Source organism: Neoalteromonas arenosi (assembly GCF_030362855.1).
Taxonomy (GTDB): Bacteria; Pseudomonadota; Gammaproteobacteria; order Enterobacterales; family Alteromonadaceae; genus Alteromonas_E; species Alteromonas_E arenosi.
The window spans coordinates 311,233-326,328 of sequence record NZ_JAUCBP010000006.1 but is presented as its reverse complement, the minus strand read 5'-3'; the positions used below and the strand labels follow the sequence as shown (position 1 = coordinate 326,328).

At 46.3% G+C, this 15,096-nt stretch carries 15 protein-coding genes and 1 tRNA gene; 10 read left to right on the top strand and 6 right to left on the bottom strand.

Annotated elements, in window-relative coordinates:
• Positions 1-4: 4 nt before the first annotated feature.
• The 4 genes from QTP81_RS05730 to QTP81_RS05715 all read left to right on the top strand — a co-directional run bounded on the left by QTP81_RS05730 (position 5) and on the right by QTP81_RS05715 (position 3,703).
• Positions 5-81: transfer RNA gene (locus tag QTP81_RS05730), tRNA-Arg, on the top strand.
• 398 nt (positions 82-479) lie between these two features.
• The gene (locus tag QTP81_RS05725; protein WP_289364318.1) at positions 480-770 is read left to right on the top strand and encodes an OadG family protein; all 291 of its coding nucleotides are present in this window, start codon (positions 480-482) and stop codon (positions 768-770) included.
• A gap of 21 nt (positions 771-791) precedes the next feature.
• Positions 792-2,570, top strand: coding sequence for a sodium-extruding oxaloacetate decarboxylase subunit alpha (oadA, locus tag QTP81_RS05720; RefSeq protein ID WP_289364317.1), 1,779 nt, complete (start codon positions 792-794; stop codon positions 2,568-2,570).
• A 2-nt stretch (positions 2,571-2,572) separates the two neighbouring features.
• Positions 2,573-3,703 carry a sodium ion-translocating decarboxylase subunit beta gene (locus tag QTP81_RS05715; protein WP_289364316.1) on the top strand — a complete coding sequence of 377 codons (1,131 nt, stop codon included), beginning with the start codon at positions 2,573-2,575 and terminating at the stop codon, positions 3,701-3,703.
• Between the two features lie 2 nt (positions 3,704-3,705).
• Here the strand turns inward: QTP81_RS05715 and QTP81_RS05710 are convergent, their stop codons facing one another.
• From QTP81_RS05710 to pspF, 6 genes are read right to left on the bottom strand one after another with little or no spacing between them, the layout of a single operon-like run.
• Positions 3,706-4,521 carry an ATP-binding cassette domain-containing protein gene (locus tag QTP81_RS05710; RefSeq protein ID WP_289364315.1) on the bottom strand — a complete coding sequence of 272 codons (816 nt, stop codon included), beginning with the start codon at positions 4,519-4,521 and terminating at the stop codon, positions 3,706-3,708.
• A complete protein-coding gene (locus tag QTP81_RS05705; protein WP_289364314.1) occupies positions 4,518-5,513 on the bottom strand; it encodes an oligopeptide/dipeptide ABC transporter ATP-binding protein in 996 nt (331 codons plus the stop codon). The genes QTP81_RS05710 and QTP81_RS05705 overlap by 4 nt, the downstream gene beginning before the upstream one ends.
• Positions 5,513-6,406 (bottom strand): ABC transporter permease subunit, encoded by an 894-nt coding sequence (locus QTP81_RS05700; RefSeq protein ID WP_289364313.1) that lies wholly within the window; start codon positions 6,404-6,406, stop codon positions 5,513-5,515. The genes QTP81_RS05705 and QTP81_RS05700 overlap by 1 nt, the downstream gene beginning before the upstream one ends.
• Complete coding sequence (locus QTP81_RS05695) at positions 6,393-7,403, bottom strand: ABC transporter permease (RefSeq protein WP_289364312.1); 1,011 nt, start codon at positions 7,401-7,403, stop codon at positions 6,393-6,395. The genes QTP81_RS05700 and QTP81_RS05695 overlap by 14 nt, the downstream gene beginning before the upstream one ends.
• Positions 7,396-9,015: an ABC transporter substrate-binding protein gene (locus QTP81_RS05690; protein WP_289364311.1), complete on the bottom strand. Its 1,620-nt coding sequence runs from the start codon at positions 9,013-9,015 to the stop codon at positions 7,396-7,398. The genes QTP81_RS05695 and QTP81_RS05690 overlap by 8 nt, the downstream gene beginning before the upstream one ends.
• Positions 9,008-10,126: a phage shock protein operon transcriptional activator gene (gene pspF / locus QTP81_RS05685; protein ID WP_289364310.1), complete on the bottom strand. Its 1,119-nt coding sequence runs from the start codon at positions 10,124-10,126 to the stop codon at positions 9,008-9,010. The genes QTP81_RS05690 and pspF overlap by 8 nt, the downstream gene beginning before the upstream one ends.
• Positions 10,127-10,323: 197 nt before the next feature.
• On the opposite strand from pspF, the gene pspA reads away from it, so the two are divergent.
• The 6 genes from pspA to maiA all read left to right on the top strand — a co-directional run bounded on the left by pspA (position 10,324) and on the right by maiA (position 15,039).
• Positions 10,324-10,998: a phage shock protein PspA gene (gene pspA / locus QTP81_RS05680; protein ID WP_289364309.1), complete on the top strand. Its 675-nt coding sequence runs from the start codon at positions 10,324-10,326 to the stop codon at positions 10,996-10,998.
• 52 nt (positions 10,999-11,050) lie between these two features.
• On the top strand, positions 11,051-11,290 hold the full coding sequence (pspB, locus tag QTP81_RS05675) for an envelope stress response membrane protein PspB (RefSeq protein WP_289364307.1): 240 nt from the start codon (positions 11,051-11,053) through the stop codon (positions 11,288-11,290).
• The gene (pspC, locus tag QTP81_RS05670; protein WP_289364306.1) at positions 11,287-11,742 is read left to right on the top strand and encodes an envelope stress response membrane protein PspC; all 456 of its coding nucleotides are present in this window, start codon (positions 11,287-11,289) and stop codon (positions 11,740-11,742) included. The genes pspB and pspC overlap by 4 nt, the downstream gene beginning before the upstream one ends.
• Before the next feature lie 172 nt (positions 11,743-11,914).
• A complete protein-coding gene (gene phhA, locus QTP81_RS05665) occupies positions 11,915-12,715 on the top strand; it encodes a phenylalanine 4-monooxygenase (RefSeq protein ID WP_289364305.1) in 801 nt (266 codons plus the stop codon).
• A gap of 106 nt (positions 12,716-12,821) precedes the next feature.
• Positions 12,822-14,372 carry a sigma 54-interacting transcriptional regulator gene (locus tag QTP81_RS05660; RefSeq protein WP_289364304.1) on the top strand — a complete coding sequence of 517 codons (1,551 nt, stop codon included), beginning with the start codon at positions 12,822-12,824 and terminating at the stop codon, positions 14,370-14,372.
• 16 nt (positions 14,373-14,388) lie between these two features.
• Entirely contained in the window at positions 14,389-15,039 is a 651-nt protein-coding gene (maiA, locus tag QTP81_RS05655; protein ID WP_289364302.1) for a maleylacetoacetate isomerase, read from the top strand.
• The last annotated feature ends 57 nt before the right edge of the window (positions 15,040-15,096 follow it).

The following is a 15,096-nucleotide window of genomic DNA, read 5'->3' as shown; positions in this document are numbered from 1 at the left end:
AGACGCGTGTGTAGCTCAGCTGGATAGAGTACCTGGCTACGAACCAGGCGGTCGGAGGTTCGAATCCTTCCACACGCGCCATTTTATAACCATCCCGTCATTCTCGCGCAGGCGAGAGCCTCCAGCAGTTTTGACCTTAGCGCAAAAAGCGAATAGCAAGTATTACTTCCACAAGACGCGGTAAATACTTCCATGTACGCTCCGCGCTGGCTTCCATGCGAGCGAGGCTTGTTCCAGTAATACTTACCATTCACTTTAAGGTACAGCTGCTAAAGGAAGCGTACTGCTGGTCCTCCTTGCGCAAAGGTTAAGCTGCGCTTAATTCTGCACCGCATGTAATAAATATGTAAATAAAATGAATAAAATCGCCGTAATGAGCAAATAAATGCATTATAAGCGTATTTGTATTCACTTTGCTGTCTTGCGGATGTTGCAAAACTAGATTGACCATGATACTTATGTGGGATTAACTTAATGCTGTGCAACTCGCAATAGGGGCTAGTGTGCAATCCAGTCATTCTCTCACTTCGCAGCTGGCCGAGGCTGGCGTCCTAATGGGCGTTGGTATGCTTTCGGTGTTTATATTTCTAGCTATTTTAATCATCGCTATGCTAATGCTCGGTAAACTTGTTGCAAAGTTTCCCGGCCAACCCGAACAAATAGCACAGCGGCAAACAGCTTCGCCTCCTATATTGCCTAGCTCGAATACTGTTCCACAGCCGGTTATTGCTGCAATATCAGCTGCAGTACATCAACATCGAAACAAATAATAAACCTTTCTAGGAGCTACTATGCGCAAGCCATTAGCGTTAACTGAACTGGTGTTGCGAGACGCCCACCAATCTTTGCTCGCTACGCGGATGCGAATTGATGATATGTTGCCCATGGCAGCTCAGCTTGACGATGCTGGCTATTGGTCTGTGGAGTCGTGGGGCGGCGCCACTTTCGATGCATGTATCCGCTATTTGGGCGAGGACCCTTGGGACAGAATTCGGCAGCTTAAAGCTGCAATGCCGAAAACCAAGCAACAAATGCTGTTACGCGGCCAAAACTTACTCGGCTATCGCCATTATGCAGATGATGTGGTGACCAAGTTTGTTGAGCGAGCGCATACCAATGGTGTCGATGTTTTCCGTATCTTTGATGCGATGAATGATATTCGCAACCTGCGAACAGCAATTAAGGCTACGGTTGATGTTGGTGCCCATGCGCAAGGGACTATTTCTTACACGGTGAGCCCTGTGCATACGCTAGATATGTGGTTGACGATGGCCCGTCAGCTGGAAGATTTAGGTGTTCACTCTATTTGTATCAAAGACATGGCGGGCTTGCTTAAGCCCTATGAATGTGAGCAATTGATAACCGAGCTCAAACAGACGGTTGATGTACCGATTGCCATGCAATGTCACGCGACAACAGGTTTAAGTACAGCCACCTATCAGAAGGCCATTGACGCCGGTATTGATATGCTTGATACCGCGATATCTCCACTTAGCATGACATACGGCCACACAGCCACTGAGACTATCGTTGCTATTCTCGAGGGCACAGACCGGGATACTGGCATTGACCCCAGTCACCTTGCTCCCATAGCCGATCACTTCCGCGAGGTGCGCGATAAATACGCGCAGTTTGAGGGCAGTCTTAAAGGCATTGATGCGCGTATTCTATCGGCGCAGGTACCGGGCGGAATGTTGACGAATATGGAAAATCAATTACGTGAACAAAATGCGACAGATAAGTTCGCTGCTGTGTTGGAAGAAATCCCGCGTGTACGCGAGGACTTGGGATTCATCCCACTGGTAACGCCAACATCGCAGATCGTTGGTACGCAAGCGGTAATGAACGTATTATCGGGAGAGCGCTACAAAAGTATTTCAAAAGAAACAGCCGGTGTCCTCAAAGGTGAATACGGTGCTAGTGCTGCACCAGTTAATCGAGAATTACAGCAGCGAGTGTTAGCGGGTGAAGAACCGATTACGTGTCGACCTGCAGATTTGCTAGCACCTGAGCTGACAACGCTTGAGAAAGAATTAAGTGAATTGGCCGCGGAACACAAATTCGAATTAGCCGATGAGGCGATTGATGATACGTTGACGTATGCCTTGTTTCCGCAAGTTGGTTTGAAGTTTTTACAAAATCGCGGCAATGCCGATGCGTTCGAGCCAGCCCCTGGCGCTGTGCCAGCAGGTCCCAAAGTGCCTGCAACCACGCAAAGCTCCGCCGCAACTGTACACGATGTTTATGATGTGACCGTCAACGGCCAGTTGTATCAAGTAGAGGTAGCGCCTAGTGGCAGCCTGCAAAACGTAACCCCCGCAGCACCCGTTGCCGCAAGCCCAGCAGCGCCTGCTGATACCGGCGCGAGTATTGATGCTCCGCTTTCAGGCACGATTGTTAAGTTACTTGTGCGGGTCGGTGATGCGGTTCAGGAAGGTGATGTTGTGGTCATACTTGAAGCAATGAAGATGGAAACCGAAGTGAGAGCCAGCAGTGCAGGTGTTGTCTCGCAAGTCTTAGTCGCCGATGGCGACAGTGTTCAATCGGGTCAGTCGTTGTTAGTGATGTAACTATGGAAAAGCTTAATATTCTCTGGCAAAGCACTGCCTTACCGCACTTCACTCTCGGTCAAATAATCATGATGGCCGTTGGTCTCGGGTTGCTTTATTTGGCGATTGTCCGCAAATTTGAGCCGCTATTGCTTGTGCCCATCGGGTTTGGGGCTTTGCTGACGAATATCCCATTAGCAGGCTTTTCTGAAGCGGGCGGTGTGCTGCATTATGTATATGAAGTTGGCATCGCTACTGGTGTGTTCCCATTGCTCATCTTTATGGGAGTTGGGGCGATGACTGATTTTGGCGCACTCATCGCTAATCCTCGTATGCTGTTATTAGGTGCCGCAGCCCAATTTGGTATATTTGCAACCCTATTTGGCGCGATTGCCCTTAACGCTGTACCGGGTTTTGAGTTTACCATGCAAGATGCTGCAGCCATTGCGATTATTGGCGGCGCTGATGGGCCAACTGCCATTTTCCTCGCTTCGCGCCTCGCTCCTGATTTACTCGGTGCGATTGCTGTTGCCGCGTACTCTTACATGGCGTTGGTACCTATTATTCAACCGCCGATTATGAAAGCGTTGACCAACGAAAAAGAGCGAGCAATTAAGATGGCGCAGCTGCGCCCGGTGTCAAAACGCGAAAAGATCTTATTTCCGTTAGCTGTATTGTTGCTAACCATACTATTCTTGCCTACTGCAACACCGTTAGTCGGCATGTTCTGTTTTGGCAACTTGATGAAAGAGTGCGGTGTTGTTGATCGCTTGAGTAACACGGCACAAAACGAACTGATCAATGTGGTGACAATTTTCTTGGGGTTGGCAGTTGGGTCAAAATTGTCGGCGGATAAGTTTTTAACGGTTGAAACCCTAGGTATTCTCGGGCTGGGTGCAGTTGCTTTTGGAATAGGCACGGCTGCGGGTGTATTGATGGCCAAACTAATGAGTAAACTCAGTGGTGGCAGTATTAATCCATTAGTCGGTGCAGCTGGCGTAAGTGCAGTGCCAATGGCTGCTCGTGTGGTTAATAAAGTGGGCTTGGAAGCAAACCCACACAACTTCCTGTTAATGCATGCAATGGGCCCTAACGTAGCCGGTGTACTCGGCTCTGCCGTCGCCGCAGGTATTTTGCTCTCATTGGTCGGTTAATATTACTTCAATCGCTTACCATCGCTAGCTTGAGGAATCAGTGATTGGTGCGCAGAGATGAGTCTCTGCGTGATCTCGTGTTTGGGCCAACGAAATAGCGTGTCGGTGCGACCAGCCTCAATGATTTGCCCCTCGTTCATTACGACCATTCGGTCGGCAATATGTCTGACAATGCCTAGATTGTGACTAATAAACACAAAGGATAAACCCAAATCACGTTGCAATTGTAGGATCAGGTTGACCGTTTGCGAGCGAACTGATGGGTCGAGTGCAGCAAAGGGTTCGTCGGCAACTATGACGCTTGGGTTTAGGATTAGCGCACGGGCCATTGCAACACGCTGTTGTTGTCCATCAGACAGCATGTGTGGGTAAAAGAAGTAATGTTCGCGTAATAAACCTACCTGAGACAATACAGCAGCAATTTTTTCTTCTCGTTGCGCGTAACTTAAGTCGGTATTTAGCTTTAGCGGCTCATGCAAAATACCGCCAATGGTAAGTGCTGGATTAAGCGATTCAGAGCTGCGCTGAAAAATCATGCGCACCTGTTGCTTTTGCCATTGCTGTTTGGCCGCAGTGCTAGAATGAGGTGCATCTTGGTGAAAAATTATCTCACCGTCTGTGGGCTGCATAGCGCCGCACAGTAATCGCGCTAGTACGGACTTTCCTGAACGATTACCGCCTATGATGGCAACAGTTTCAGCCTTTTCAATGGTGAGATCAAAAGGACCCAATTTAAAAGCTTCATGCTTGCGTCGCCCAAACCGGCGAGGAGCTTCAGAGACATAAGTTAACGCTTTAGCGGAAAGTATCGTAGTCATTTGGCTTTGGAGTGTAATGGAAAGTGGCAGCTGTACTGATGATCGTGAATTTTGCGAATTTCCGGCGCTTGAACACAGGTCTTTTGTGCTCGCTCGCAGCGCGGTCCCAATCTGCAGCCAATCGGCAGATGTTGTAAGGTTGGGATCGTACCTGGCAGCGTAACTAGCGGTGATTTGGGCGCTAAATCAACCCGAAAGCTCGGCGCACTCTCCATCAATGCTTTGGTGTAAGGGTGTAGTGGCCTTTTTTGCAGTTTTTGAATAGGCCCTGACTCCACTGTTTGACCGCAATATAGAACCGTCATTGAATCAGCCATACTGGATATAGCTAACAAATCATGGCCCACAAATAAAATACTCAAGCCTTTTGTTTGATTGAGACGCTTAAACAGTTTGAGGATTTGTGTTTTAGTCGTCGCTTCCATACCACGTGTTGGGTCATCAGCGATCAATAACGCGGGTTGCGAAACCAACGCCATCGCAATCATAAATTTCTGGCCAATATCAGTGGTGATTTGATGCGGATATGCGCGCATAGTGGCGACATGGTCTTTAATACCGACTTTGTGTAACAGTTGAATCGCAATCTTACGGCGTACCGCTCGTTTCTGCCAAAACCAGCCTGACCCGACAAATTCATAAGGTACGCTTTCTTCGAGTTGCTCGCCTAACGATACAGTTGGATCTAATGTTCCGATTGGGTCTTGAAAAACCACTGCAATATCGCGGCGCATTATCTCGCGCCGCTCTTCGCCGTTCATTGCGAGCAAATTCTTTCCGCGCCAAGTGAGTCGATCCGCCGTAATTCGCATTTGCTGGGGTAAGCCACCAGAGATAGCTCGAACAATGAGGCTTTTTCCAGAGCCTGATTCGCCGACTAGTGCTTGGATTTCATTTTCCTTGACCATCAGATTGGCTTTATCCAAAGCTTTAATCCAGCCAGCTTCAGTATCAATCTCCAGAGTCAGGTTTTTTATATCGAGTAAGGCCATTAGTGTCGTAACCGCCGGTTGAGTGCTGCGCGTAGACCGTCGCCTACGACATTAACTGAAAAAACCATAAGAAATATAGTCAGTCCCGGTAGCGCTATATTCCATGGGGCGATATACACTACATTTAAGCTTTCCGCCAGCATTGCACCTAACTCTATGGTTGAACCCTGCGCGCCCAGATTCAAAAAGCCTAGGGCGGTGATGTCGAGGATGGCAATTGATAACGCAATCGTGCCCTGTACAACTAACATTTCAATCATATTAGGCAGCAAAGAGTAAATGAATATATGTGGTTTACTTGCGCCGTCGAGTTTTGTGGCTAGGATAAACTCCTTCTTCATGAGTTCGCGCACCGTATTTCGAGTGTGATGCACGAAATGGGGGATTAGCGCCAGTGTTATCGCCCACATACTGTTGACTAGACCGGTACCGACAATTGCCACGATAATAATGGCAAGCAGCAGGGTAGGGATTACCATCAAAGCATCCAAAAGGTGGTTGATAATACTTGCACGCACACCGTAACTCATCCCAGCCATAACACCAATCGCAACGCCAACAAGCATGGCGACCATCACCAACATTACGCTAGTACCAAATGTGACCTGAGAAGCATGGATAAGACGCGAAAATAAATCTCGCCCCAGCGCATCTGTACCTAACACGTAGCGCACAGTCCCGCTGGGATCCCACGAAGGCGGGATCAGAGTGGTGTCGGTGTTCTGCAATAAAGGATCATAGGGGGCAATTAGCGGACCAAATAATGCGACAACGGTAAAGAAGCCGAGCATGATTATACCAGCCATCGCCACGTGGCTGCGTTTGAACTCTCGCCATGTTTGTTGCCAAGGCGAAGGGTGTTGTTCGTCAATGTAGAGATTAAAACGTGACATCTTCAAACTTCTCTCTACTTGGATCGATAATGCGATTGAACAGTTCGATCAATATTGTTACCACAATCACTGCGCCAGCGACGGCAAGCATGCCCGCGCGGATTGCAGGGTAGTCTTGCTGATAAATAGCCTGTAACAACCAATTGCCTATGCCTGGCCACGAGAAGATAGATTCGACAATCATCACGTTCGTAATAATGGTCGTAACCTGCATGGCAAGTATTGGTAGAATAGGCAGTAGCGCGTTGCGAAAACCATGCTTGAAGAAAATCTGCGCATTACTTAAACCACGAGATTGAGCTGCAATAATAAATGGTTTGTGCATGACTTCTAACGTTGATCGTCGCACAGCGCGGATTATGGTAGCCATAGTAATAATGGAAACGCAGAAGGTTGGAAGTGCTAAATGCTTCACGGCATCCCACGCAGCTTGTGAGCGGTCAATATTATCAGCAAGAAATATATCGACGAAGATAAAACCGCTGACATTGGGTACGTCCATAAGTAAGTTTAAGCGCCCAGACATCGGGAGCCAGCCAAATTGTAGACTGAAAATCAACACCAATAGCATAGCTAACCAAAACACGGGAAATGAGTGCATAACTGCACTTGCACCCAAAACGGAATAATCAATTCCCTTGTGTGGCTTCAGGCCAGCCCAAAAACCTATGGGAAGGCCAACAAGTAATGCAAATGCCAGTGCATACAGACTTAATTCCAATGTCGCTGGCAACGTGATCGCTATTTCGTCGGCCAACGACTGCCCAGTCATGAGACTAAGCCCCCAGTCACCGGCAAAAATATTGCCAAGGTATTGCCAAAATGCCGAGGTAACGCTGAGATTTTGGTGAGCAGCAGCGGCTTGCTCATCAATCACGCCGGTTAGGTTGGTGTAGGGTTCGCCTGGGAACAAGTAGGCCAGTGCAAAGGAGAATATCACCACAACTAACAGTGTTAGCACTAGCAAGTTAGTGTAGCGCAGTAGGATCTTAATCATATTGTTTGACCACCCCACCTAATCTAACACCACCGTATGTATTGATCGTTAAGTTGTTGACGTTGTTGCGTTGCGCCTGAAATCTGAAGGCGTGAGCGATTGGCATGAGAGGCATCTGTTCGTACAACATCCGGTTTGCTTGCGCATAAATTTGCTTGCGTCGCTCGGTGTCATTGACCAGTAAAGCCTGTTCAATGAGCTCATCGTATGCTGGGTTGCACCACATTGCTCGGTTGGTTCCAGTTGGAATTGCACTGCATGTCAGCAGAGGACGATAAAAGTTATCAGGATCAACATTGTCCGCGGACCAACCTATTAAAACAGAGTCGTGTAAGCCCTGTTGTAAGTTATTTCTAAAGGTTGTCCAGTCATAGCTGACGATGGTGGCTTCAACTCCCACATCTTTTAAGTAAGACTGCATTAGACGCGCCATTTTCATCGCATTCGGGTTGTATGCACGTTGTACAGGCATGGCCCATAAGGTCATTTCAAACCCCGGTTCGATGCCTGAAGCTTGCAAAAGGCGACGGGCTTGCACTGGATTGTAGTTGATATCATCTGCATTCGACTGATGGGCCCACGAAGACGGTGGCAACAAACTGGTTGCACGTCGTGCGCTGTCAAAATATACGGTGTCTAACAAGGTGTTTTTATCGATAGCCATGGCTAATGCGCGGCGTACATCAGGGTTATCAAACGGTGGTTTTTGCGTGTTAAATGCCCAAAAACCTACATTTAATCCCGGTTTCTCTAATAGTTCTAAATCCCTGTTGTCACGAATTACATCTAGTTCGCTTTGTGCGGGAAATACAGAAATATCACATTCACCTGTGATCAGCTTGGCTAATCGCAAGGCACTACGTGGCGTAATATCGAATACTAACTGCGCCTGGTTTACTTTGCCCCGCCAATAATCATCATGTCGTTCGAAGCGAATGAAGTGATTGGGGCGGTATTCAACAAATTTGTAGGGCCCAGTCCCAATCGGGCGATTGTCAATTGCGCTAGGCGTACCCTGTTCGATTAACTGTTGGCCGTATTCAGCAGATAATACGACCGCAAAGTCAGTGGCCAAGTTAGCGAGAAAAGAACTGTCTGGTTGGGCGAGGTGAATTTCTACGCGATAACCGTTGATGCGCTTGACTGCAACAATATTGTCAGCGAGGTCAAGGCTCTGAAAGTAAGGATAAAAGCCACCAGACACCTTGTGGTAAGGATGCTCAACCTGACGCCAGCGGTTAATACTGAACAGCACATCATCAGCGTTAAACGTTCGCGTCGGGGTAAAATAAGGTGTCGTGTGGAAAGCTACCCGCCGTTTTAGTTGGAAGGTGTAGACTAAACCGTCACCACTGACCAGCCAGCTATCAGCCAATCCCGGAACAATGTTGCCTGATTCGGTATCGAAATCGAGTAATCGATCGTAAATTTGGTGCGCAGATGCATCGGCCGTGGTGCCCGACGTATCCAGCTGTGGATTAAAACTACTGGGGTTACTTTCGGAGCAGAATACGAGCCCATTTACTTTGATATCTGAATTAGAAACAGGCGAGCATGCGCTTATGGTGGCAGAAACCACGACAAATGCAAAAAAACGAAGGCCGTTAATCATTGTCTGATTCGTTATTGTTCGCTGATTCGAGCAGGTTATACTTCTTTAAATATCCACGCAATTGATGATAGGTCAAACCCAACTTAGTTGCGGTTTTTTTCTGATTGTATTGACTATCTTTAAGAGCCCTTTGGATCAAGTCAATTTCAAATTCCTGTGACCGCTGTTTTAAATCAATAGGGAACTCAAATTCTTTAAACAATTCCGCCGATGGGGGCGCACTCGCTTCGGTGGTTTCCACACTTGGATCAGCAGAATTTGCCGTGACAATTGGGGCTGGCTCCAGAGCAGCTTGACGGTCAACGGTTTTGACCCGCGCTGTTGGGCGGTAAATTGATTCAAACGGATCGAGCACAATTTCATGGACTGGAAGGTGAGGATTATTGGCGCGATATACTGCACGTTCAACTACGTTTTTCAATTCGCGAATATTGCCTGGCCAATCGTAATCTAGCAGTGTGCGCTTGGCCTTTTCGGTAAAGCCACTGAACAACTCCAACTCTAATTCGCGTGTCATATTGATAGCAAAGTGTTCTGCCAGCATCAAAATATCATCTCGTCGCTCGCGCAAAGGCGGAATAGTGATAACGTCAAATGCCAGTCGATCGAGAAGGTCTGCGCGAAACTCACCGCTTTCTGCAAGACTGGGCAGGTCTTCGTTAGTTGCCGCAATCAAACGCACATCGACTTTCACAGGACGCGTGCCGCCGACTCGCTCGAACTCACCGTATTCAATCACACGCAATAGTTTTTCTTGGATCATTCCTGATGTATTCGCTAATTCATCGAGAAATAGTGTCCCATTATCTGCAACTTCAAATCGCCCTTCTCGGCGCTTACTAGCGCCAGTGAATGCGCCAGCCTCATAGCCGAATAATTCAGATTCCAAAAGGTTTTCACTGAGGGCCGCACAATTGAGTTTTAAGTAGTTTTGATCCCATCGCTTTGATAGGAAATGCAAACGCGCAGCTACGAGCTCTTTACCTGTCCCTCGCTCACCAATAACAAGTACGGGTTTATTCAAAGGGGCTATTTGAGATATTTGTTCCAGAATCTCTAAAAAGCTATTGGCCTGGCCGAGTAAATTGTCCTGTTTACTGAAGCGACTCATAAGATCTTATTATTTGGTTAAAATCACTAAGTGTTAGTGTAATTGATTATTTGTCAAAAAGCAGATTTTTTATACCTCTTAGTTAAATTAAATAAAAACAAGGCTTTACGTTATTTTTATAGTTGGCATTTAATTTGAATATACATTGGCAGCACATGTAAAAAACATTGTTAAGAATTAACTAAGAGGTAATGAACATGGGAATCTTCTCTCGCTTCACAGACATTGTAAACTCAAACATTAATGCCCTATTGGACAAGGCAGAAGATCCAGAAAAAATGGTGCGTTTAATTATTCAAGAAATGGAAGATACCCTAGTCGAGGTACGTTCAGCATCAGCAAAGACTATTGCGAGCAAAAAAGACGTAAGCGCCCAAATTAGTAAGTACAAGGCAGAAGCTCAGGATTGGGAAAGTAAAGCTGAACTGGCGCTTAGCAAAGAACGTGAAGACCTAGCGCGTGCGGCTTTGCAAGAAAAGTCGAAGTGTGAAGAAGCTGCTGAAGCACTTACCAAAGAGTACGCAGTCATTGAGGAACAAATCAGCAAGCTGCAAGATGAAACGGCTCAGTTGCAAGACAAGCTAGCTGATGCAAAAGCCCGTCAGAAGACGATTATCATGCGTCAAAAAACAGCATCTTCACGACTCGAGGTTAAAAAGAGCCTCGACAGTGGCAAGGTTGATTCTGCGATGGGTCGATTTGAACAGTATGAGCGCAAGATTGATGATTTAGAGTCACAAGTAGAAGCTTATGACTTAGGTAAGAAAACCTTAAATGATGAATTTGCTGAACTGGAGTCAGGTGGCAAAGTTGACGATGAGCTTGCTGCATTGAAAAAGAAAATGCAGGCAAAGTCTAAAGCGAAAAAGTAGACTCTACGTAATCAACGACTTAACAACCGCCTAAAGCATCGAGGAGTACATAATGAACGAGGGAATTATTGCTATAGTAGTCGCGCCAATCTTGCTGTTTCTGATTTTCGTGGCACCGATTTGGTTGATTTTACACTACCGCAGTAAGAAGCAGGTCAGTCAGGGCTTAAGCGATGAAGAGTATTTGCGTTTGCAAGATCTCGCGAATAAAGCAGAACAGATGAGCGAACGCATCAACACGCTGGAAGCTATTCTAGACTCGGAAACCCCACAATGGAGGGATAAAGTATGAAGCTTGATAAAACCCTTTACAGAGATCCTGAAAATGGCAAAGTTGCAGGCGTTTGCGCCGGTATTGGCGAGTACTTCGGTATCGAGACGTGGCTTGTAAGGATCTTAACCGTCACCGGTTTTGTCCTACTCGCTGGTCCTTTCATGTTGGTGGCCTATGTTGCATGTTGGTTTATATTGGATAAAAAACCTATCAGTGGTCAGGCTGCTTCAATGCGCACTTTTTCTACTGCAGCACCTAACGCATCAAGCGGAAAAGGTTGGGTTAACGAAACTGAGCAGGAAAAACCGATAGAGGTGAAGGCGCATGTGTGGCAAGCCGGTGAACCACCAAAGCAGGCTTTTCACGATATTCAAATGCGTTTTAGAAAAGCCGAAGAAAGGTTACGTAAAGTAGAAACCTACGTGACATCAAAGGAATTCCAACTCAATCGTGAATTAAGCCGGCTTTAAGTTTAACTGCACTTCTCCCTGTATATTTAAGCCATCGATTAGCGGATGGCTTTTTTTTATTGTGTAAAAAAACTGTTACATTGCTAGTGCTATCGAAAATGTGGTTTGTCTGTTGTTGTTAGCAGTTTTAATTACACTAGCAAGGATTATTAGTCAGTAGACAATGAATACTATGAGTAAAACAAGCCAATACGTTTCAAAGCCTTCCAATGCGAAAGGTTATATTGAGTGGACCGAAGAAGAGAACCAAATTTGGTCAGAGTTGTATGCTCGTCAAATCGACTTGTTAGAAGGCCGTGCTTGCCAGCAATATATGCATGGTATTGATTTGCTTAATATGTCGGTGAACAAGGTACCGCAGTTACCAGATATCAATGCTGTATTACAAGAAACTACCGGTTGGCAAACCGCTGAAGTACCCGCACTGATCCCTTTTGGCGAGTTTTTCCGGCTGTTAGCCAATAAACAATTCCCGGTAGCAACGTTCATCCGCACGCGCGAAGAGTTTGACTATTTGCAAGAGCCGGATATATTCCATGAGATCTTTGGTCATTGTCCACTATTGACCAACCCTGCGTTTGCGCATTTTACCCACACTTATGGAAAATTAGGTCTTGCTGCCAGCAAAGAGGATAGAATTTTCTTGGCTCGACTGTATTGGTTCACCGTTGAGTTTGGCTTGATGAAAACTGCAGAAGGTTTACGGATATACGGCGGTGGTATTTTATCTTCTCCAGGTGAGACTATTTACGCGTTGGAAAGTGATAAACCTGAACGCGTAGCATTTGACCCAATGACCGTGCTTCGAACACCGTATCGCATAGATATTATGCAGCCCATCTATTATGTATTAGAACAAGCCGGTGACCTAGATGCGTTGGCCGACATGGATATTATGGGAATGGTGCAAAAGGCAAAAGCGCTCGGCTTATTTGAGCCGAAGTTTCCGCCCAAAGAAAAATTAGCAGGTTAGTGGGTTACTGACCGCATTAAATGACTCGATAAACGCATAGTGTAAAAAATTAATTACGCTCATCTTAGCATGATGCTAAGATGTCCAAAAAACTTTACAACACCCTATGCGTTTAGAAATCATTTGCCAAGACCGTTTGGGAATCGCCCAGGACGTCCTCGATATTTTAGTTGCTCACAATATTGACCTTCGCGGCATCGAGATTGATGCTGCGGGAAAGATATTCCTGAATTTCCCGAGTATTGAATTTGCTGATTTTCAGCACCTTATGCCCAAAATCCGACGGATTGATGGTATTGAAGATGTTAAAACCACGGCGTTTATGCCCGTTGAACGCGAGAAACACCAACTCAAAGCGATTTTGCAAACCTTACCTGATCCGGTCTTTTCTATCGATAGTCGAGGCATAATTACGCAGGTAAACGACGCTATCGAAGTGGGTCTTAGCATTACTCAACAACAGGTCATTGGCAAAGAAATTGGTGACATAGTCAAAGGGTTTAATTTTGCTAAGTGGCTTGATAGTAAAGAGGTATTGGCCCAAGCATTTAAACTTAAGTTTGCTGATCAAGACTATCTAGCGGACATATTGCCCATTTTTATCCACGATTCTCAGGAAGACAAAATCTTAGCCGGTGCCGTCATTATTTTAAAATCGGAGGTACGTCTCGGGCAGCAGTTAAGCGCATTCAATCGACCGCAGACTGCGGGCTTTGATGCAATCATTAAACAGTCCGTAGCGATGAAACGGGTTATAACCAGTGCGACTCATGTAGCAGCAACAGATAACCCTGTGCTGCTATTAGGTGAAAATGGTTGTGGCAAGAAAACGCTCGCAAAAGCCTGTCATTCGGCCAGTGCTAGAAGTGAGCATGAACCCGTGTTTTTCGATACAGTGGGGTTGACTGAGGAACAGGTAGCGGCGCAATTATTTGGGCGGGTTGAGAGCACTGAGGACGCAGCCACAGTTGGCCTGCTTGAACAAGCGGATGGTGGCACTTTAATCATGAGTGACATTGCAGAGATTTCGGTAGAAATTCAGGGTCGAATACTGCGCTTGATTGAACACGGTAAGTACAGTCGTCAAGGTGAGGTCAATGAGCGGACAGCGAATGTCAGGATCATTGCATGCAGTAGTTACGACCTGCATAACCGTATGGACAGAGGCTTACTTCGCGATGATCTCTATTATCGACTGACTTCAATGGCGATCATGATCCCACCATTGAGGGAACGCCGCGCAGATATTTTACCGTTGGCAGACAATATTATTCAAAAAAAGTGTGTCAAATTAGGGCGACATCGCGCGCGTTTGAGCAAAGCGGCTGCCGATTACCTGCTCAACTATCCATGGCCGGGCAATATCGATCAATTAGAGAAAACTATCGAGCGAGTGCTGGCTTCTGAGCTCCAACAAGAAATCAGCGTTGAAAGCCTCCAGTTACCGACCAATGCCACAAAGGTAAGTTTTATCGACGAGAATTTTGAAGGAAGCTTGGATCAAGAGGTGAAAAATTTTGAAAAAGAGCTGCTGCAACGCTTATATCCGTTTTATCCGAGTACTCGTCAGTTAGCTAAGAAGTTAGGCTTAAGTCATACGGCTATTGCTAATAAATTGCGCGACTACGGCATAAGCCGCAGCGGCTTAAAAAAATAATAACGAGGATTATGTTATGAGTATTCACCTTTACGGTTATTGGCGATCGTCTGCCACTTATCGAGTAAGAATTGCGCTAAATCTGAAGAATATTGCGTATCAATACCACCCGATTCATTTAGTTAAAGACGGTGGTCAACAATACAGCGAAGATTATTTACGCATGAATCCTTCAGGCCTAGTTCCGGCATTTATTGATGACGATGAGGATTTCACACTCAACCAATCGCTGAGTATCATAGAATACCTAGACGAACGATACCCTGAACCCTTGCGATTTTTGCCCAATCACGCGTTGGATAAGGCCCGTATACGCGGTGTCGCGCAAGATATCGCGTGCGATGTTCAACCACTTGCCAATCTGCGCGTGTTAAATGCGATTACCGAGCTCGGAGGCGATGCCAACGCACGCACCGCATGGGCGGTCAAATGGATTGAAAAGGGCTTTACAGCAATAGAGAAACGCCTGCAAACCCGTGCAGGTAAGTATTGTTTCGGCTTTGATGTCACATTAGCTGATATTGTGTTGATTCCTCAGGTGTACAATGCAAAACGCTTTGGTGTTGATATGACAAAATATCCACTAATTGCGTCAATTGATGAGAATTGTAATGAATTAGAAGCGTTTCAGCTCGCAGCCCCTGAAAATCAGCCGGATGCAACTTAACTCAATTTCCAGTCAGTTTGTTGACTATCGCAGGGGCGCTCACTGGTGCGAATTCAG

What these genes read in the sequence shown, in the direction of transcription:
- oadA (WP_289364317.1), top strand. Translation starts at nt 792, where the DNA reads ATGCGCAAGCCATTAGCGTTAACTGAACTGGTGTTGCGAGACGCCCAC.
- QTP81_RS05715 (WP_289364316.1), top strand. Translation starts at nt 2,573, where the DNA reads ATGGAAAAGCTTAATATTCTCTGGCAAAGCACTGCCTTACCGCACTTC.
- QTP81_RS05710 (WP_289364315.1), bottom strand. Translation starts at nt 4,521, where the DNA reads ATGACTACGATACTTTCCGCTAAAGCGTTAACTTATGTCTCTGAAGCT.
- QTP81_RS05705 (WP_289364314.1), bottom strand. Translation starts at nt 5,513, where the DNA reads ATGGCCTTACTCGATATAAAAAACCTGACTCTGGAGATTGATACTGAA.
- QTP81_RS05700 (WP_289364313.1), bottom strand. Translation starts at nt 6,406, where the DNA reads ATGTCACGTTTTAATCTCTACATTGACGAACAACACCCTTCGCCTTGG.
- QTP81_RS05695 (WP_289364312.1), bottom strand. Translation starts at nt 7,403, where the DNA reads ATGATTAAGATCCTACTGCGCTACACTAACTTGCTAGTGCTAACACTG.
- QTP81_RS05690 (WP_289364311.1), bottom strand. Translation starts at nt 9,015, where the DNA reads ATGATTAACGGCCTTCGTTTTTTTGCATTTGTCGTGGTTTCTGCCACC.
- pspF (WP_289364310.1), bottom strand. Translation starts at nt 10,126, where the DNA reads ATGAGTCGCTTCAGTAAACAGGACAATTTACTCGGCCAGGCCAATAGC.
- pspA (WP_289364309.1), top strand. Translation starts at nt 10,324, where the DNA reads ATGGGAATCTTCTCTCGCTTCACAGACATTGTAAACTCAAACATTAAT.
- pspB (WP_289364307.1), top strand. Translation starts at nt 11,051, where the DNA reads ATGAACGAGGGAATTATTGCTATAGTAGTCGCGCCAATCTTGCTGTTT.
- pspC (WP_289364306.1), top strand. Translation starts at nt 11,287, where the DNA reads ATGAAGCTTGATAAAACCCTTTACAGAGATCCTGAAAATGGCAAAGTT.
- phhA (WP_289364305.1), top strand. Translation starts at nt 11,915, where the DNA reads ATGAGTAAAACAAGCCAATACGTTTCAAAGCCTTCCAATGCGAAAGGT.
- QTP81_RS05660 (WP_289364304.1), top strand. Translation starts at nt 12,822, where the DNA reads ATGCGTTTAGAAATCATTTGCCAAGACCGTTTGGGAATCGCCCAGGAC.
- maiA (WP_289364302.1), top strand. Translation starts at nt 14,389, where the DNA reads ATGAGTATTCACCTTTACGGTTATTGGCGATCGTCTGCCACTTATCGA.